General features: G+C 68.5%; 17 protein-coding genes and 4 pseudogenes. 14 read left to right on the plus strand and 7 right to left on the minus strand.

The features are described from left to right. The first annotated feature begins 1 nt into the window (after position 1). The 10 genes and pseudogenes from SGCZBJ_RS17190 (at position 2) to SGCZBJ_RS17230 (ending at position 11,413) form a co-directional block, all read left to right on the plus strand. Entirely contained in the window at positions 2-1,444 is a 1,443-nt protein-coding gene (locus tag SGCZBJ_RS17190; RefSeq protein WP_101719203.1) for an NAD-dependent succinate-semialdehyde dehydrogenase, read from the plus strand. A 30-nt stretch (positions 1,445-1,474) separates the two neighbouring features. Beyond that, positions 1,475-1,603, plus strand: a pseudogene (locus tag SGCZBJ_RS25715) (hypothetical protein); the annotation flags it as partial. Positions 1,604-1,625: 22 nt separating this feature from the next. Next, a complete protein-coding gene (locus SGCZBJ_RS17195) occupies positions 1,626-2,990 on the plus strand; it encodes an aspartate aminotransferase family protein (RefSeq protein ID WP_101719204.1) in 1,365 nt (454 codons plus the stop codon). A 178-nt stretch (positions 2,991-3,168) separates the two neighbouring features. Further along, on the plus strand, positions 3,169-4,545 hold the full coding sequence (locus SGCZBJ_RS17200; protein WP_101719205.1) for a glutamine synthetase family protein: 1,377 nt from the start codon (positions 3,169-3,171) through the stop codon (positions 4,543-4,545). 93 nt (positions 4,546-4,638) lie between these two features. Continuing rightward, positions 4,639-5,730, plus strand: a complete 1,092-nt coding sequence (locus SGCZBJ_RS17205; RefSeq protein WP_101719206.1) for an ABC transporter substrate-binding protein — start codon at positions 4,639-4,641, stop codon at positions 5,728-5,730. 143 nt (positions 5,731-5,873) lie between these two features. Next, positions 5,874-6,779 (plus strand): ABC transporter permease, encoded by a 906-nt coding sequence (locus SGCZBJ_RS17210; protein WP_165799353.1) that lies wholly within the window; start codon positions 5,874-5,876, stop codon positions 6,777-6,779. A gap of 160 nt (positions 6,780-6,939) precedes the next feature. After that, positions 6,940-7,797: an ABC transporter permease gene (locus SGCZBJ_RS17215; protein WP_101719208.1), complete on the plus strand. Its 858-nt coding sequence runs from the start codon at positions 6,940-6,942 to the stop codon at positions 7,795-7,797. Between the two features lie 190 nt (positions 7,798-7,987). Further along, positions 7,988-9,115: an ABC transporter ATP-binding protein gene (locus SGCZBJ_RS17220; RefSeq protein ID WP_101719209.1), complete on the plus strand. Its 1,128-nt coding sequence runs from the start codon at positions 7,988-7,990 to the stop codon at positions 9,113-9,115. Positions 9,116-9,119: 4 nt separating this feature from the next. After that, positions 9,120-9,932: a gamma-glutamyl-gamma-aminobutyrate hydrolase family protein gene (locus SGCZBJ_RS17225; RefSeq protein ID WP_101719210.1), complete on the plus strand. Its 813-nt coding sequence runs from the start codon at positions 9,120-9,122 to the stop codon at positions 9,930-9,932. Positions 9,933-10,009: 77 nt separating this feature from the next. Then, positions 10,010-11,413 carry an aspartate aminotransferase family protein gene (locus tag SGCZBJ_RS17230; protein WP_101719211.1) on the plus strand — a complete coding sequence of 468 codons (1,404 nt, stop codon included), beginning with the start codon at positions 10,010-10,012 and terminating at the stop codon, positions 11,411-11,413. A gap of 8 nt (positions 11,414-11,421) precedes the next feature. Here the strand turns inward: SGCZBJ_RS17230 and SGCZBJ_RS17235 are convergent, their stop codons facing one another. Both SGCZBJ_RS17235 and SGCZBJ_RS17240 read right to left on the minus strand, forming a co-directional pair. Continuing rightward, positions 11,422-11,697, minus strand: a complete 276-nt coding sequence (locus SGCZBJ_RS17235) for a type II toxin-antitoxin system RelE/ParE family toxin (protein ID WP_165799354.1) — start codon at positions 11,695-11,697, stop codon at positions 11,422-11,424. Continuing rightward, complete coding sequence (locus SGCZBJ_RS17240) at positions 11,685-11,888, minus strand: antitoxin (RefSeq protein ID WP_240621549.1); 204 nt, start codon at positions 11,886-11,888, stop codon at positions 11,685-11,687. The genes SGCZBJ_RS17235 and SGCZBJ_RS17240 overlap by 13 nt, the downstream gene beginning before the upstream one ends. Before the next feature lie 20 nt (positions 11,889-11,908). Between SGCZBJ_RS17240 and SGCZBJ_RS17245 the strand changes: the two genes are divergently transcribed. Both SGCZBJ_RS17245 and SGCZBJ_RS17250 read left to right on the plus strand, forming a co-directional pair. Next, positions 11,909-12,094 carry a ribbon-helix-helix protein, CopG family gene (locus SGCZBJ_RS17245; RefSeq protein WP_101719214.1) on the plus strand — a complete coding sequence of 62 codons (186 nt, stop codon included), beginning with the start codon at positions 11,909-11,911 and terminating at the stop codon, positions 12,092-12,094. 96 nt (positions 12,095-12,190) lie between these two features. Continuing rightward, positions 12,191-13,591, plus strand: coding sequence for a glutamine synthetase family protein (locus SGCZBJ_RS17250; protein ID WP_101719215.1), 1,401 nt, complete (start codon positions 12,191-12,193; stop codon positions 13,589-13,591). Between the two features lie 16 nt (positions 13,592-13,607). On the opposite strand, the pseudogene SGCZBJ_RS26555 reads toward SGCZBJ_RS17250, so the two are convergent. Further along, positions 13,608-13,697: pseudogene (locus SGCZBJ_RS26555) on the minus strand (hypothetical protein); the annotation flags it as partial. Positions 13,698-13,768: 71 nt separating this feature from the next. On the opposite strand from SGCZBJ_RS26555, the gene SGCZBJ_RS17255 reads away from it, so the two are divergent. After that, entirely contained in the window at positions 13,769-15,067 is a 1,299-nt protein-coding gene (locus tag SGCZBJ_RS17255; RefSeq protein ID WP_101719216.1) for an NAD(P)/FAD-dependent oxidoreductase, read from the plus strand. Positions 15,068-15,091: 24 nt separating this feature from the next. Here SGCZBJ_RS17255 and SGCZBJ_RS26560 read toward each other — a convergent pair. The 3 genes and pseudogenes from SGCZBJ_RS26560 to SGCZBJ_RS17265 all read right to left on the minus strand — a co-directional run. Beyond that, a pseudogene (locus SGCZBJ_RS26560) lies at positions 15,092-15,188 on the minus strand (hypothetical protein); the annotation flags it as partial. 3 nt (positions 15,189-15,191) lie between these two features. Then, positions 15,192-15,566, minus strand: coding sequence for an SdpI family protein (locus SGCZBJ_RS17260; protein WP_205685413.1), 375 nt, complete (start codon positions 15,564-15,566; stop codon positions 15,192-15,194). Then, positions 15,563-15,859: an autorepressor SdpR family transcription factor gene (locus SGCZBJ_RS17265; RefSeq protein WP_101719217.1), complete on the minus strand. Its 297-nt coding sequence runs from the start codon at positions 15,857-15,859 to the stop codon at positions 15,563-15,565. The genes SGCZBJ_RS17260 and SGCZBJ_RS17265 overlap by 4 nt, the downstream gene beginning before the upstream one ends. Positions 15,860-15,937: 78 nt before the next feature. Between SGCZBJ_RS17265 and SGCZBJ_RS17270 the strand changes: the two genes are divergently transcribed. Then, complete coding sequence (locus SGCZBJ_RS17270) at positions 15,938-16,267, plus strand: hypothetical protein (protein WP_101719218.1); 330 nt, start codon at positions 15,938-15,940, stop codon at positions 16,265-16,267. 143 nt (positions 16,268-16,410) lie between these two features. Here SGCZBJ_RS17270 and SGCZBJ_RS17275 read toward each other — a convergent pair. Then, positions 16,411-16,615: pseudogene (locus tag SGCZBJ_RS17275) on the minus strand (IS110 family transposase); the annotation flags it as partial.

Here is a 16,615-nt window from a genome sequence, read left to right on the forward strand (position 1 = left end):
CATGACCCTGAATCTCGTTGAAACCGAAGCCTTCATCGACGGCCTGTGGATCGAGGGCGAGGCGACCTTCGAGGTGACCAATCCGGCCGACGGGACGGTGATCGCCAAGGTCGCGGACCTGGGCGCGGGCGAGACGCGGGTGGCCATCGAGGCGGCGCACCGGGCCTTTCCGGCCTGGGCGGCCAGGACGGCCAAGGAGCGCGGGGCGATCCTGCGCAAGTGGAGCGACCTGATGCTCGCCCACGCCGACGACCTGGCCAGGCTGATGACGGCCGAGCAGGGCAAGCCGCTGGCGGAGTCGAAGGGGGAGGTGGCCTACGGGGCCAGCTTCATCGACTGGTTCGCCGAGGAGGCCAAGCGCGGCTACGGCCACACCATCCCGACGCCCGATCCGAAGAAGCGGCTGGCCTCGATCAAGCAGCCGATCGGGGTGTGCGCGGCCATCGCGCCGTGGAACTTCCCGATCGCCATGATCACCCGCAAGGTCGGACCGGCCCTGGCGGCCGGCTGCACCGTGGTGGTCAAGCCGGCGGCCGAGACGCCGCTGTGCGCCCTGACCATCGCCCGCCTCGCCATCGAGGCCGGCGTGCCGGCGGGCGTGCTCAACGTCGTCACCGGCACGGACGCCAGCGCCATCGGCAAGGCCCTGTGCGAGGACGGCCGGGTGCGCAAGCTGTCGTTCACCGGCTCGACCCCGGTGGGCAAGGTGCTCTACGGCCAGTGCGCCGGCACGATGAAGAAGCTCAGCCTGGAGCTGGGCGGCAACGCGCCCTTCATCGTCTTCGACGACGCCGACCTGGAGGCCGCCGTCGACGGCGCGATCGCCAGCAAGTACCGCAACACCGGCCAGACCTGCGTCTGCGCCAACCGCCTGATCGTGCAGGCCGGCATCCACGACGCCTTCGCCAAACGCCTTTCCGAAAAGGTGGCGGCGATGAAGGTGGGCGCAGGCACGGGCGAGGGCGTGGTGATCGGCCCGCTGATCAACGACAAGGCCATCGTCAAGGTCGAGGCCCTGGTCAAGGAGGCCGTCGCGGCCGGCGCCCGGGTCGAGGTCGGGGGCGAGCGCCACGAACTGGGCGGCCTGTTCTACCAGCCCACGGTCCTGACCGGCGCCACGGCGGACATGCGCCTGTTCAACGAGGAGATCTTCGGCCCCGTCGCGCCGATCGTGAAGTTCGAGACCGAGGACGAGGCTATCGCTCTCGCCAACGCCACGCCGTTCGGCCTGGCGGCCTATTTCTACAGCCGCGACGTCGGCCGCTGCTGGCGCGTGGCCGAGGCCATCGAGGCCGGCATGGTCGGCATCAACGAAGGCCTGATCTCCACGGAAGTGGCGCCGTTCGGCGGGGTCAAGGAGTCGGGCCTGGGCCGCGAGGGATCGTCCGAGGGTCTCGATGAGTATTTCGAGACCAAGTACCTGTGCTTTGGCGGGGTGGCATGAGCGAGGCCTTCCCGCATATCTCAAATAGCCCGTCATTCCCGCCCTTGTGGCGGGAACCCCTCTGTCCGCCGCAAGGGCAGTGGGGGCGGACCGCTGGCGGTCCGCTGGCGGCGCACCTGCGAGCTGAACCAGGGGTTCCCGCCACAAGGGCGGGAATGACGGGAGTAGGGGGAGAGGGCGCATGATCGCCGAACTCTCCCGCTCCAGCACCCTGACCGACCTGATCGCCGCCGAGCGCGCGCGGTTCCTGGCCGAGCATCCGCGCAGCGTGGCGATGGCCAAGGCGGCCGCCGCCGTGTGGCGGGGCGGGGTTCCGATGCACTGGATGGGCGACTGGGCCTGCCCCAGCCCGATCTTCGCCGCCCAGGGCGTGGGGGCGCAGGTCACCGACGTCGACGGCAGGCTTTATGACGACTTCTGCCTGGGCGACACGCCGTCGATGTTCGGTCATGGCGAGCCTTCCGTGGCGGCCGCCGTCGCAGACCAGGCCAGGCGGGGCGCGGGGTTCATGCTGCCGACCGCCTCGGCGGTGATCGTCGGCAAGCTCTTGGCCGAGCGGTTCGGCCTGCCGCTGTGGCAGGCGGCGACCACGGCCAGCGACGCCAACCGCGCGGCCATCCGCTGGGCGCGGGCGGTGACGCAGCGGCCGGTCGTGCTGGTGTTCGACGGCTGCTACCACGGCATGGTCGAGGACGCCTTCGTGGTGCTGAAGGACGGCGCGCCCGCGATGAAGCCCGGCCTGCTGGGCCAGGTGCAGGACCTGACGGCCACCACCCGCGTTGCGCCGTTCAACGACCTGGCGGCGCTGGAAGCCGCCCTGGCCCCCGGCGACGTGGCCGCCGTGCTGGCCGAGCCGGTGATGACCAACTGCGGGATGATCCTGCCCGATCCCGGCTTCCACGACGCGCTGCGCAGGCTGACGCGCGAGGCGGGGGCGCTGCTGATCATCGACGAGACCCACACGATCTCCACCGGTCCCGGCGGCTACACCCGCTCGCATGGGCTGGAGCCCGACGTCTTCGTGCTGGGCAAGGCCGTGGCCGGCGGCGTGCCCGCGGCCGTCTGGGGCGTGACGGCGGAACTGTCGGCGCGGATGGACGAGGCCCAGGCGCGCATCGGTCCTGGCCAGTCGGGGATCGGCACGACGCTGTCGGGCAATGCGCTGGCCATGGCGGCCATGCGGGCCATGCTGTCCGAGGTGATGACCGACGCGGCCTATGCGAAGATGCTGGCCGGGGCGCAGCGGCTGGTGGCGGGGCTGGAGGGCGTGATCGCCGCGCGCGGCCTTGCGTGGTCGGTCGCGCATGTGGGCGCGCGGGTGGAGCTCGTTTTCGCCGATCCGCCGCCGCGCGACGCCGCCGCGATGCGGAAAGTGCTGGACCAGGATGCGGTGGAAGCGCTGCATCTGTGGCTGATCAACCGAGGGGTGCTGATCGCGCCCTTCCACAACATGATGCTGGTCTCGCCCGTCACCGAGGACGCGGCGGTGGACCGGCTGGTCGCGGCGGTCGATGCGTTCGCCGTGGCTGTCGGGGAGGTGAACTGATGGTGAGGTCGCTTATCGGGACCCTCTCCCAGAGGGAGAGGGAGGGGCCCGGCGCGAAGCGCTGGGAGGGTGAGGGGTTACGCTCTCAACCGGAGCGCCGGCACGCCGTCGGGCGCCTTACCCCCTCACCCTCCCATGCTGCGCATGGGCCCCTCCCTCTCCCCATGGGAGAGGTTGAATGAGTGTCGCCTCTTCCGACGAATGCCGCGACTTCCTGGCGGCCCATCCGCAGGTGAAGTTCGTCGAGGTGTTCTTCACCTCGATGACCGGCGTGCCGCGCGGCAAGCGGTTGCGGGTGCATGAGTTGCAGGCGATCTACGACTATGGCCGGTTCCTGCCGGGCTCGATCCTGGTGGTCGACACCGTCGGCGCCGACTGCGAGGAGACCGGCCTGGTCTGGGAGGACGGCGACGCTGACCGCCGCGCGCGGCCCGTGCCGGGCACGCTGACCCTGGCGCCGTGGCTGGGTCCCGACGTCGCCCAGGTGATGCTGTCGCTGTACGAACTGGATGGCACGCCCAACGACCTGGACCCGCGCCACGTGCTGCAACGGGTGCTGGACCGCTACGCCGCCGATGGCCTGACGCCGGTCGCGGCCTGCGAGCTGGAATACTACCTCGTCGACATCGAGCGCGGTCCGAACGGCGAGCTCCTGCCGGCAAAGTCGGTGCTGACCGGCCAGCGGCCGACCGGCATCCAGGTCTATGGCCTGCCCGAACTGGAGGCCAACGCGCCGTTCCTGCGCGAGCTGTGGGACACCGCCGACGTGCTGGGCGTGCCCCTGGAAGGCGCGATCTCGGAGTTCGCCCCGGCCCAGGTGGAGCTGACCCTCAAGCACAAGCCCGATGCGCTGCGAGCCGCCGATGACGCGGTGCTCTACAAGCGCGCCGCCAAGGGGGTGGCGCTGCGCCATGGCTGCGAGGCGACGTTCATGGCCAAGCCCTGGGCCGATAGGGCTGGCAACGGCTTCCACGTGCATGTCAGCTTCAACGACCACAACGGTGTGAACTTGTGCGCCGCCGAGGATCCGGAAGGCTCGGAACTGCTCAGGCACGCCATCGGCGGCATGAAGGCGCTGCTGGGCGAGGGCATGGCGATCCTGGCACCCAATGCCAACAGCTATCGCCGCTTCAAGGCCAATTCCTACGCGCCCGTCGCCCCGACCTGGGGCGTCAACAACCGCACGGTGTCCTTGCGCGTCCCAGCCGGACCAGCGCCCACGCGGCATGTGGAGCACCGCGTGGCCGGGGCCGACGGCAATCCATACCTGGTGATGGCGACGCTGCTGGCGGCGGCGCACCACGGGATCACCAACCGGATCGATCCTGGCCCGGCGGTGGTCGGCGACGGCTATGCCGCCGCGGCCAAGGAGAACGTGCGCCTGCCGTCCAACTGGTTCGCCGCCGTCGACCTGTTCGAGAAGTCCGAAGTGTTGGCCGACTACCTGGGCGAACGCTTCGTGGAGATGTTCGTGTCGGTGAAGCGCACCGAGCAGGCGCGGTTCTTCGAGGTGGTCGGGCAGCTCGACTATGACTGGTATCTGCGCAACGCCTGACGGCATGGCGCGGGGAGTAAGCTTTGGGTTGAACCGGCGGCGGGGAAGGGGCCTCGTCCGCTTCATGCGAACGAAAGAGGGAGTTTCGAGGCCATGAGCACCAACCACTTCCGGGGGGCCTCGCGCCGCTCGCTGCTGACCGCGTTCGGCGCGGCGGCCATCGGCCTGTCGTTCACCGCCTGCGGCGAGAAGCCCGCGCCGTCCGAGGGCGGCGAAGAGGCCAAGCTGAACTTCTACAACTGGGACACCTATATCGGCGAGACCACGCTGGGCGACTTCAAGAAGGCCAGCGGCGTCGACGTGAACATGAGCCTGTTCGCGACCAACGACGAACTGTTCGCCAAGCTGAAGGCGGGCAATCCGGGCTTCGACGTCATCGTGCCGTCCAACGAGTTCGTCACCCGCATGGCCCAGGCCGGCATGCTGGAGGCGCTGGACCACGCCAAGGTCCCCAACATCAAGAACATCGATCCGACCTTCATGAACCCGGACTTCGACCCGGGCCGGAAGTTCTCGCTGCCCTATACCTGGCTGGTGCTGGGCATCGGCTATCGCAAGAGCAAGGTCAAAGGCGTTCCCGACAGCTGGAAGTACCTGTTCGACAGCAACCAGTACGCCGGCAAGATCGCCCTGCTGTCGGAAAGCGCCGACCTGGTGCGCCTGTCGGCCAAGTACCTGGGCCATTCGGTCAACGACATCCCGGCCGACATGCTGCCGAAGATCGAGCAGATGCTGATCAAGCAGAAGCCGTTCGTGAAGGCCTTCCACGACGACAACGGCCAGGACCTGCTGCTGTCGGGCGAGGTCGACGTCGTGCTCGAATACAACGGCGACATCGCCCAGGCGATGAAGGACGACGACGACGTCGACTTCGTGGTGCCCAAGGAAGGCAGCCTCATCAACTCGGACTGCCTGTGCATTCCGAAAGGCGCGCCGCGTCCGAACAACGCCCACAAGTTCATCAACTACCTGCTGGACGCCCAGGCCGGCGCCGAGATCAGCAAGACCATCCTCTATCCGACGCCCAACGCGGCGGCCAAGGCGCTGATGCCGGACGACTACAAGAACAATCCGGTGATCTTCCCGCCCGCCGACATCATGTCGAAGTGCGAGTACGGGGCCTTCGAAGGGGCGGAAAAGGCCAGCCTCTACGAAGAGATCATCACCCGCGTGCGGGCGGCGTAGGGCGTTGGAAATCCTCCCCCTCTGGGGGAGGTGGCCCGGAGGGCCGGAGGGGGGACGTTTTCAGTTTCCGCTGAGCGTCTCACCCTTGCGGCCATACCCCCCTCCGTCGCCTTCGGCGACACCTCCCCCAGAGGGGGAGGATCTTGGAGCGCTCGATGGAACAGAGCTGGAAGAAGGCCAAGGCGGTGTTCGCCGCCGCGCTGGGACCGCCGCTGGTCTGGCTGGTGGTGTTCTTCGTCGCGCCGATGGCGATCGTCTGGGCCTACAGCTTCGGCCACAATGTCGGGCTGACCGAGATCTCGTTCACCGGCACGATCGCCAACTACGCCCGGGCGCTGGAGCCGCTGTACCTGAAGATCTTCGTCAAGTCGGCCTGGGTGGCGGCGTTGACGACGGCGCTGTGCCTGGTGATCGGCTTCCCCGTGGCGCTGGCCATCACCTTCGCCTCGCAGAAGGCCAAGACCTGGCTGCTGCTGCTGGTCATGCTGCCGTTCTGGACCAACCTCCTGATCCGCACCTATGCGCTGATCGCGGTGCTGCGGACCGAGGGCTACGTCAACCAGGGCTTCGAGTGGTTCTGGAACATCGGGGCCAAGGTCGCGCCGCTGGGCGCCTACCAGCCGCTGGAGCTGCTGCACAACAACTTCGCGGTGATCCTGGGCCTCGTCTACGTGCACCTGCCGTTCATGGTGCTGCCGCTCTATTCGGCGCTGGACCGTCTGGACAAGTCGCTGCTGGAGGCCAGCCTCGACCTCGGCGCCGGGCACCTGCGCACCCTGTTCCGCATCGTCGTGCCGCTGGCCCTGCCGGGCATCGCCTCGGGCATACTGATCACCTTCATCCCGGCGCTGGGCGCCTATCTGACGCCCGACCTGCTGGGCGGACCCGACAGCCAGATGATCGCCAACGTCATCGAGCGCCAGTTCAAGCGCGCCAACGACTGGCCGTTCGGCGCGGCCCTGTCGTTCCTGCTGATGTACCTGACCTTCATCGCCATCGCCGTGCAGGCGCTGCTGTCGAAGGGCCGGAAGAAGGAGGGCGTGGGATGATCTCGCCGCTTCTTTCTTCTCCCTCCCCCTTCGCTGGGGGAGGGGCTGGGGTGGGGGTGACGCCGTCGGCGGGCTTGAGCTCGGCCGCGCCACATCCTGAACCGCTGTCACCCCCATCCCCGGCCCTTCCCCTATCGAGGGGGAAGGGGGAGGCTTTCCGATGAGCAAGCGCAGCCCGCCGGGGCCTCTTGAATACCTGCGCCGCTGGCCGATCCGATTGTGGCTGCTGGCGGTGGGGGTGTTCCTCTATGCGCCGCTGATCGCCCTGATGGCCTTCAGCTTCAACGACAGCCGGCGCAACATTGTCTGGAAGGGCTTCACGCTCAAATACTACGAGAAGGCCTTCAACAACGACGGCCTGATCGAGGCATTCGCCAACAGCCTGACGATCGCGGCGGTCTCGACCCTGCTGAGCGTGGTGCTGGGCGCCATGGTGGCCCTGGCCCTGTGGCGCTTCCGGTTCCCGGGCAAGACGGTGGTGGACGGGGCGCTGGCCCTGCCGATCGTGGTGCCCGAGATCTGCATGGGCGTGGGCATGCTGGTGTTCTTCGCCAAGGTGCTGCCCTGGCCGCAGGGCCTGGTCTGGCCGCTGAACCTGGGGGCGATCATCATCGCCCACGTGACCTTCTCGTTCCCGTTCGTGGCGGTGGTGGTGCGCGCGCGCATGGCCAGCTTCAACCGCGAGCTCGAGGAAGCCGCGCGCGACCTGGGGGCGGGAGAGTTCCGCACCATCAAGGACGTGATCCTGCCGCACATGACCCCGTCGCTGGTGGCCGGGGCCCTGCTGGCCTTCACGCTGAGCCTCGACGACTTCGTCATCACCTTCTTCACGGCCGGGCCCGACACCGTGACCTTCCCGGTGAAGGTCTATTCGATGGTGCGCTTCTCGGTGACGCCCGAGGTCAATGCGGCCTCGACCATCCTGATCGTGCTGACCGTGATCCTGACCGCCGTGGCGCTGAAGCTGCAAGGCGATCCGGCGGCGGCGGCCGGGGCGCATGGGGGGGACAAGGCATGATGTTCGCCGCACTGGAACCTCCCCCCTTGGGGGAGGCGGCCGAAGGCCGGTGGGGGGAAGTTCTCAGCTTCCGCGGGGGTGCCGCAGTCACGCCCCCCACCGATCGCTGCGCGACCGCCTCCCCCAGAGGGGGAGGTTCCACGTGGGCCGAGGAGCCCAGGCCGCTGACGTATTCGGGGGGAATGACGAAGTGACCGAAGCCAAACCCATCATCACCTTCGAGAACGTCACCAAGCGCTTCGGCAAGCTGGCGGCGGTCGACAACGTGTCGCTGAGCATCCGGGAGGGCGAGTTCTTCGCCCTCTTGGGACCGTCGGGCTGCGGCAAGACCACCCTGCTGCGGATGCTGGCCGGGTTCGAGACGCCGACCGAGGGGCGGATCCTGATCGACGGCCAGGACATCTCGAACGTGCCGCCCAACAAGCGGCCGGTGAACATGGTGTTCCAGTCCTACGCGGTGTTCCCGCACATGACCGTGGCCGACAACGTCGCCTACGGCCTGAAGGTCGACCGGGTGAGCAAGGCCGAGCGCGACCGGCGGGTCGAGGAGGCGCTGGAGCTGGTGCAGCTGGGCGGCCTTGGCCAGCGCAAGCCCGACCAGCTGTCGGGCGGCCAGCGCCAGCGCGTGGCCCTGGCCCGGGCGCTGGTCAAACGGCCGCGGGTGCTGCTGCTGGACGAGCCGCTGTCGGCCCTGGACGCCAAGCTGCGCGAGCAGATGCGCACCGAGCTGTGCACCCTGCAGGAGAAGGTGGGGATCACCTTCATCATGGTCACCCACGACCAGGACGAGGCTCTGGCTCTGGCGACGCGCTGCGCGGTGATGAGCAAGGGCCTGCTTCAGCAGGTGGCCGCGCCCAACGACCTCTACGAGTTCCCCAACAGCCGCTTCGTGGCCGACTTCATCGGCAGCGTGAACCTGTTCGAGGGCGTGCTGGCGGTGGACGAGCCGAGCCACGCGGTGATCCGCTCGCCGGGGCTGCCGACCGACATCTTTCTCGACCACGGCGTGACCGGTCCGCGCGGCGGCACGGTGTGGGCGGCGATCCGGCCCGAGAAGATCGAGCTGCACAAGCGCCCCGACGACGGCGAGCCGCCGAACATGGGCGACGCGCCCAAGGGCACGAACGCGGTGGCCGGCGTGATCAGGCACGAGGCCTATCTGGGCGGCGTGTCGACCTACGAGGTGGAGATAGAAGGAGGCCGCCGGGTAAAGGTGCAGCGCCCCAACCTGACCCGCTGGGACCAGGAGGACTTCCGGCTGGGCGAGGCGGTGTGGATCGCCTGGCACGCCTGCTCGCCGGCGGTGCTGCTGTCGTGATGTCATGAGACCCGTCGCCGGCGTCATCTGCTGCACCCGCACCGTTGGGATCGAGCCGGCCCAGGCGGTGATGAACCGCTATGTCGAAGGCGCGATGAGATACGCCGACGCCGCGGCCCTGCTGGTGCCGTCGATGCCGGGGCTGATGAAGGCCTCGGAGGTCGCGAGCCGGCTGGACGGCCTGATGCTGACCGGCAGCCCCTCGAACCTGGATCCGGCCTTCTACGACGAGGCCGTGGAGGATGCGCCGGGGCCGTTCGACCGCGATCGCGACGCCATGACCCGCGACCTGATCAAGGCCATGCTCGACCTGGGCCGGCCGGTGTTCGGGGTGTGCCGGGGCTTCCAGGAGATCAACGTCGCCTTCGGCGGCACCCTGCGGCGCGACATGGCGACCAGCGCCGAGCTGATCGCCCATCACGCCCCCGACGAGGTCGACTTCAACGGCATGTTCGACCACCGCCACCCGGTCGACCTGACCCCCGGCGGGGTGCTGGCCACAGCCTTCGGGACCGAGCGGGCGGTGGTCAATTCGGTGCACTACCAGGGCGTCGACCGGCTGGGCGTGGGCCTGGCCGTCGAGGCCCGCGCCCAGGACGGCGTCGTCGAGGCGGTGTCGGCCAGCGTGGACGGCGCGCCGGTGCTGGCCGTGCAGTGGCATCCCGAGTGGAAGCCGGAGGCCAACCCGCAGTCGCAGGCCTTCTTCAGCCTCTTTGGCCAGGCCTTGCGAGGTGAATTCGAGTTTCCCCTCCCCCTTGATGGGGGAGGGGCCAGGGGTGGGGGTGGTTACGGCGGTTCGGCTCGCGCCGGACCCTGAACCGCTGTCACCCCCATCCCCGACCCTTCCCCCATCAAAGGGGGAAGGGAGAAAAGAAACGCACGGGAAACCCAGACATGACCGCCCCCCTCCGCAACCACGACATCGCCGAGCTCAAGCGCCTGGACCTGGCTCACCACCTGCCGGCCCAGGCCGATCACAAGGTCATCGCCGAGCAGGGCGGCAGCCGGATCATCACGCGGGCCGAGGGCGTCTACATCCACGACGGCGAGGGCCATCGGATCCTCGACGGCATGGCCGGGCTGTGGTGCGTGAATGTCGGCTACGGCCGCACGGAGCTGGCCCAGGCGGCCTACGACCAGATGCTGGAGCTGCCGTACTACAACACCTTCTTCAAGACGGCCTCGCCGCCGCCGATCCAGCTGGCGGCCAAGATCGCGCAGAAGATGGGCGGGCATCTTTCCCACGTCTTCTACAACTCGTCGGGGTCGGAGGCGAACGACACGGTCTTCCGCCTGGTGCGCCATTACTGGAAACTGAAGGGGGAGCCGCAGCGCACGGTCTTCATCAGCCGCTGGAACGCCTATCACGGCTCGACCGTGGCCGGCGTCAGCCTGGGCGGCATGAAGCACATGCACAAGCAGGGAGACCTGCCGATCGCCGGCGTCGAGCACGTGATGCAGCCCTACCTGTTCGGCGACGGCTTCGGCGAGGACCCGGCCGCCTTCCGCGACCGGGCGGTGCAGGCGATCGAGGACAAGATCCTCGAGGTCGGCCCCGAGAACGTCGCGGCCTTCATCGGCGAGCCGGTGCAGGGGGCGGGCGGGGTGATCATTCCGCCGGACGGCTATTGGCCGGCGGTCGAGGCCCTGTGCCGCAAGTACGGGATCCTGCTGGTCTGCGACGAGGTGATCTGCGGCTTCGGGCGGCTGGGCGCGTGGTTCGGCCACCAGCACTACGGGATCAAGCCCGACCTGATCGCCATGGCCAAGGGCCTGTCGTCCGGCTACCTGCCGATTTCGGCCGTGGGCGTGGCCGACCACATCGTCGCCGAGCTGCGCGAGAAGGGCGGCGACTTCATCCACGGCTTCACCTATTCGGGCCACCCGACGGCGGCGGCCGTGGCGCTCAAGAACATCGAGATCATGGAGCGCGAGGGTCTGGTCGAGCGCACGGCCACCGAGACCGGCCCCTACCTGGCCCAGGCGCTGGCGTCGCTGAACGACCATCCGCTGGTGGGCGAAACCCGGTCGCTGGGCCTCATCGGCGCGGTCGAGATCGTGCGCGAGAAGGGGACCAACCATCGCTTCCTCGACAAGGAGGGCGAGGCCGGGCCGATCGTGCGGGATCTCTGCATCAAGAACGGCCTGATGGTGCGGGCCATCCGCGACAGCATCGTCTGCTGCCCGCCGCTGATCATCACCAAGGCCGAGATCGACGAGCTGGTCGGCATCATCAGGAAGTCGCTCGACGAGGCCGAGCCGGTGCTGCGGGCGCTGAAGCCGAAGGAGGAGGGGTGAGTATCGCCTCAGTCCGGCCGGCGCGCGCCGTGCCGGACTTCCAAAATCAGCACCTGCTCAGCCTTGATCCGATAGCGGATCAGGTATGGAGGGACGATGGCCAGTTCGCGGCGACCGCGCTTTATCGGCCGGCCGCGATCGTGATTGGTCGCCAGCGTGTCGCCTGTCGTGAGCAAGCGCTGGGCGAGACGTTGGGCGGCGATAGGGCTATGCTGGCCGACGATATAGGCGACGATGGCCTCAATGTCGGCCAGCGCCCTGTCGGTCCAGACTACTTCCGCCACGAATATGGGGTCGGCTTCTGGTTCGGCGTGCCGACCGTCTTGAGCCACTCGCGCACGCGCTCGTGCGGAACGACACGACCGGCTTCAACGTCGGCGTCGGCCGCCGCTTCGGCGCGGCGCTCGGCATCGTCGTCGGCGATGTCGAAGATGGCGGGATCGGACTCGGCCATGCCCAATGCTAACATCGACATGGGCTCGTGAGAATGTCGCCATGAAGTTCATCACAGTCGAAGTCGATGACGAAACCTATCGACGGGTGTCGATCAAGGCGGCGGACACGGGGACGTCCATCGAGGCCATGGTTCGGCAGTTCCTAATGGAACTCGGACGAGGCGATGGTGTCTTCCGAGCTTCGGACAACGTTCCGCGCGATGAGCTCTATCGGCGCGGGGGCTAAGCCCAACCCACTCCCTAGCGGCCAGATCGTAGAGGGTGTCCGCATCATCAACCCGTTCCACTAGCCCAAACTTCAGCAAGCGCGAGGAGCGCCCTCATGAAGCCCAAGCACAAGAAGAACCACGACGGTCCGAAGGTCACCCGGGGGGTAAAGACGCTGGACGAGGCCCAGGCCTGGTTCCGGCAGCAGAACATCGAGGAGATCGAGTGCGTCGTGCCCGACCTGGCCGGCGTGGCCCGCGGCAAGATCATGCCGGTGCGCAAGTTCCTGGGGACGCCGTCGATGAACCTGCCGTTGGCGGTGTTCTACCAGACCATCACCGGCGACTTTCCCGAGTTCGAGGGGGCGGTGAACGGCGTGCAGGCCGACACCGACATCTTCCTGACCCCGGACCTGGCCACCCTGGCCACCGTGCCCTGGGCCCAGGACCCGACGGCCCAGGTGATCCACGACGCCTTCCACCCCGACGGCCGGCCGGTGGAGGAAAGCCCCCGCCAGGTGCTGCGCCGGGTGCTGTCGCTGTATCGCGAGAAGGGCTGGAGCCCGATCGTGGCGCCGGAGATCGAGTTCTATCTGGTCGAGAAGAACATCGACTGGGACTATCCGTTGAAGCCGCCGGTCGGCCGGTCGGGCCGGCCCGAGAGCGGCCGCCAAGGCTATTCGATCAGCGCGGTCAACGAGTTCGACGCCCTGTTCGAGGACATGTACGAATATTCCGAGCGCCAGGGCCTGGAGATCGACACCCTGATCCACGAGAGCGGGGTGGCGCAGATGGAGATCAACCTGCGCCACGGCACGCCGCTGGAGCTGGCCGACCAGGTGTTCATGATGAAGCGCACCATCCGCGAGGCGGCGATGGAGCACGACATCTACGCCACCTTCATGGCCAAGCCGATGGCCGGCGAGCCGGGCAGCGCCATGCACGTGCACCAGTCGATCCTGACCGAGGACGGCGACAACCTGTTCTCGGACCCCAAGACCGGCGAGGCGACGCCGTCATTCTACGCCTTCATCGCGGGGCAGCAGCGCTACCTGCCGGCGATCATGGCCATACTGGCCCCCTACGTGAACAGCTACCGCCGCATCGCCCGCGACAGCGGCGCGCCGGTCAACACCCAGTGGGGCTATGACAACCGCACCTGCGGCCTGCGCGTGCCGCCGTCCGATCCGGCCAATCGCCGGGTGGAGAACCGCATCCCCTCGTCGGACGCCAATCCCTACCTCGCCATCGCCGCCGTGCTGGCCTGCGGCTATCTGGGCATGACCCAGAACCTGGCCCCCACGGCCCCGGTGGAGATCGACGCCGGGGCCCGGGGCATCGAGCTGCCTCGCAGCCTGCTGGAGTCGGTGACCCTGTTCGAGGAGGCCAAGGCCCTGACCGACATACTCGGCGCCACCTTCTGCACGGCCTACGCCCGGGTGAAGCAGGCCGAGTACGAGACCTTCATGCGCACCATCAGCCCCTGGGAGCGGGAGTTCCTGCTGCTGAATGTCTGAGGGGACCCGCTCTTGCTCACCTTCTCCCATAGGGAGAAGGAGGGGCCCGCCGCGTAGCGGTGGGAGGATGAGGGGTTACACCCTTGGCCGGCGTGCCGGCACGACGTTAGGCGCCGTCACCCCTCACCCTCCCAGGCTTCGCCTGGGCCCCTCCCTCTCCCCTCCGGGAGAGGGGCTATGAATACCGGCCACCCCGCCACCTCCTGGTACGCCGCCACCGCGACGCCGTTCGATCCGCTGCCGGCCCTCGACGGCGACGCCTTCGCCGACGTCTGCGTCGTCGGCGCGGGCTACACCGGCCTGGGCGCGGCGCTGGAGCTGGCCTCGCGCGGGGTGTCGGTCGTCGTGCTGGAGGCCGCCCAGGTCGGGTCCGGCGCCTCGGGCCGCAATGGCGGCCAGGTACATATGGGCCAGCGCAACGATCAGGCCTGGCTGGAGAAGACGGTCGGCCGCGACGACGCCATGGCGTTGTGGAGAATGGCGCTGGACGCCCGTTCGCACCTGGCCGCGACGATCGCCGAGCACGCCATCGCCTGCGACTTCACGCCGGGCATGATCCACGCCCGTCACAAGCCGGGCGGCGAGGGCGAGGATCTCGACCACATCGAGTTCATGGCCGCCCGCTACGGCTATCACGAGCTGGAACCGATCGACGAGGACGCCCTGGCCGAGGAATTGGGTACGGGGGTCTATCACGGCGGGACGCGCGACAACGGCGGCGGTCACCTGCACCCGCTGAACCTGGCCCTGGGCCTGGCGCGGGCGGCGCTGGCCAGGGGGGCGGTGATCTTTGAGCGCAGCCGCGCCCGGGCCTGGCGCAAGGAAGGGGGGCGGCGCGAGGGCGGCAAGATCGTGGTCGAGACGGCGGCCGGGCGGGTGCTGTGCGACCAGCTGATCCTGACCGGCGACGGCTATCTGGACGAACTGGCCGGCGGCGAGGCCCGGGCCCGGGTGATGCCGATCAACAATTTCGTGCTGGCGACCGAACCCTTGGGAGAGCGCGCCGAGACGATCATCCGCTCGAACGCCGCCGTGGCCGACAGCCGCTTCGTCGTGAACTATTTCCGCAAGAGCCCGGACGGCCGGCTGCTGTTCGGCGGCGGCGAGAACTACCGACCGGGCTTTCCGCCGGACGTGCCGGGGTTCGTGCGGCGGCACATGCTGAAGATCTATCCCGACCTGGCCGACGTGGCGGTGACCCACGCCTGGGGCGGGACCCTGGGCATCACCGTCCATCGCGCTCCCTTCGTGCGCGAACTGGCGCCGGGCGTGCGGGTCGCGGCCGGCTATTCGGGGCAGGGGGTGATGCTGGCGCCGTGGTTCGGCAAGCTGCTGGCCGACGCGGCGCTGGGCGAGACGGGCGGGGTGGAGCTGCTGTCGCGCCTGCCGACCCCGCCGTTCCCGGGCGGCCGCCTGCTGCGCTGGCCGCTGACGGTGGCGGGCCTGTCCTGGTACGCGCTGCGCGACCGGCTATAGGTCTGATCGGCGTTCAAGCCCTGCGAGTGGTCCTCGTCCTTCGACGAGCTCAGGATGAGGACCATTGTCGGCTCGGCATCTGAGAAACCTCATCCTGAGCCTGTCGAAGGACGAGGTTTTCGTCTCAAACGGCCTTGGACTTCGCCCGCAGCGACAGGCAGTAGCCGATCGTCACCACCAGCCCGGCCAGGATCGCGCCGCAGCCGCCCACGACCGCCACCTCGAAGGGCGCGAACGCCCAGAGGCCGGCATAGACGAGCCCGCTCAGCGCCATCGACCAGCCGCCGACCCGGTGGACCCGCCGCGCCCAGGCGCTGGGGACGAACCGCTTGGGCATGCGATTGCCAAACCAGGCGACCATCAGGCCGATGGCGCCCATGACCAGCCGGTTGACGGTGTCGGTGTCGATATAGCCCAGCTTGCGGGCCAGGCTGGCGGCCAGGGCCAGGACGACGATGCCGACGCCCCAGGCGAGGTCGGCGATCACTCCCTTCTTCATTCCGCAACCTCCTGCTTGGACGCCGAGGCCTGCTCGCCGACGCCGAACGAGTGGACGAAGCCCAGCAGCGCCTCTTCGAGCACCGAGAGCTTCAGGTGGTAGATCACCGACTTGCCGGCCTTTTCGGCGTGCACGAGATCGGCTTCCCGCAGCACCGCGAAGTGCGCAGACATGGTCGGCTTGGAGACGTCGAACTGGTCGCTCAGCTCGCCGGCGCTCAGCGGCCCCTTGCGCAGGAGCTGCAGCACCCGCCGGCGGGTGGGATCGGAGAGGGCCTTGAACACCTGGCTCATGATGTGATGATTAGCTAATCATCGAAATGAGTCAAGCAGCGGCTGGCTTCGACGGGCGCGCCGCGCTAACACCCCGCCATGGCGCGAACCAAGCTGAACCCTGAATTCGAGATCGAGGTCGACGGCGAGACCTATGTCTGGCGGCTGCAACGCACGCCGCACTGGTCCAAGGACCCGACGGAACGACACGGCATGGCCATCGCCGTGCACCACGTCGAGGGCAAGCGCGAGGTCGTCATCGAGTTTCCGCCCGGCGAGCAGCCCCGCTACGGCGCGCCGCAGCTGAAGACCGAGCAGGTGCCCAAGAAGCTGGTGGCGACCGCCATCGCCTCGGCCGTGGCGGCCGGCTGGGAACCCTGGTCGCGCGGCAAGCCGGTGATCATCGCCGTGGACGAGACCGGGGGCTGAACTGAACCCTCTCTCTTGGAGAGAGGGAGGGGCCCGCCGCGCAGCGGTGGGAGGGTGAGAGGTTTCACCCTTGGCAGCAAGGTTACCGCCAATAGGCCGTCATCCCGGGCGGCGCGCAGCGGAGACCCGGCGACTGTGTTGGGTCAAGGCTGTTTGAGCCAGGGCTGGCCGGCCTTGAGCATGCTGTTGGCGGCGACGACGAGCTTCCTGGCGATGGCGACGAGGGCGACCTTTGCAGGTTTTCCCGCGGCGCGCATGGTCAGGTACTCGCGTTTGAAGCCCTGGTCGGAGCGGACGGCGCTGACGGCGGCCATGTAGAGGGCGGCGCGGACGCACGGGCGTCCGCCG

Origin of the sequence: Caulobacter zeae, assembly GCF_002858925.1 — a bacterium.
Classification (GTDB): Bacteria; Pseudomonadota; Alphaproteobacteria; order Caulobacterales; family Caulobacteraceae; genus Caulobacter; species Caulobacter zeae.

What these genes read in the sequence shown, in the direction of transcription:
- SGCZBJ_RS17260 (WP_205685413.1), bottom strand. Translation starts at nt 15,566, where the DNA reads ATGAAGAAGGGAGTGATCGCCGACCTCGCCTGGGGCGTCGGCATCGTC.
- SGCZBJ_RS17255 (WP_101719216.1), top strand. Translation starts at nt 13,769, where the DNA reads ATGAATACCGGCCACCCCGCCACCTCCTGGTACGCCGCCACCGCGACG.
- SGCZBJ_RS17195 (WP_101719204.1), top strand. Translation starts at nt 1,626, where the DNA reads ATGATCGCCGAACTCTCCCGCTCCAGCACCCTGACCGACCTGATCGCC.
- SGCZBJ_RS17240 (WP_240621549.1), bottom strand. Translation starts at nt 11,888, where the DNA reads ATGTCGATGTTAGCATTGGGCATGGCCGAGTCCGATCCCGCCATCTTC.
- SGCZBJ_RS17250 (WP_101719215.1), top strand. Translation starts at nt 12,191, where the DNA reads ATGAAGCCCAAGCACAAGAAGAACCACGACGGTCCGAAGGTCACCCGG.
- SGCZBJ_RS17205 (WP_101719206.1), top strand. Translation starts at nt 4,639, where the DNA reads ATGAGCACCAACCACTTCCGGGGGGCCTCGCGCCGCTCGCTGCTGACC.
- SGCZBJ_RS17270 (WP_101719218.1), top strand. Translation starts at nt 15,938, where the DNA reads ATGGCGCGAACCAAGCTGAACCCTGAATTCGAGATCGAGGTCGACGGC.
- SGCZBJ_RS17215 (WP_101719208.1), top strand. Translation starts at nt 6,940, where the DNA reads ATGAGCAAGCGCAGCCCGCCGGGGCCTCTTGAATACCTGCGCCGCTGG.
- SGCZBJ_RS17265 (WP_101719217.1), bottom strand. Translation starts at nt 15,859, where the DNA reads ATGAGCCAGGTGTTCAAGGCCCTCTCCGATCCCACCCGCCGGCGGGTG.
- SGCZBJ_RS17245 (WP_101719214.1), top strand. Translation starts at nt 11,909, where the DNA reads ATGAAGTTCATCACAGTCGAAGTCGATGACGAAACCTATCGACGGGTG.
- SGCZBJ_RS17200 (WP_101719205.1), top strand. Translation starts at nt 3,169, where the DNA reads ATGAGTGTCGCCTCTTCCGACGAATGCCGCGACTTCCTGGCGGCCCAT.
- SGCZBJ_RS17225 (WP_101719210.1), top strand. Translation starts at nt 9,120, where the DNA reads ATGAGACCCGTCGCCGGCGTCATCTGCTGCACCCGCACCGTTGGGATC.
- SGCZBJ_RS17230 (WP_101719211.1), top strand. Translation starts at nt 10,010, where the DNA reads ATGACCGCCCCCCTCCGCAACCACGACATCGCCGAGCTCAAGCGCCTG.
- SGCZBJ_RS17190 (WP_101719203.1), top strand. Translation starts at nt 2, where the DNA reads ATGACCCTGAATCTCGTTGAAACCGAAGCCTTCATCGACGGCCTGTGG.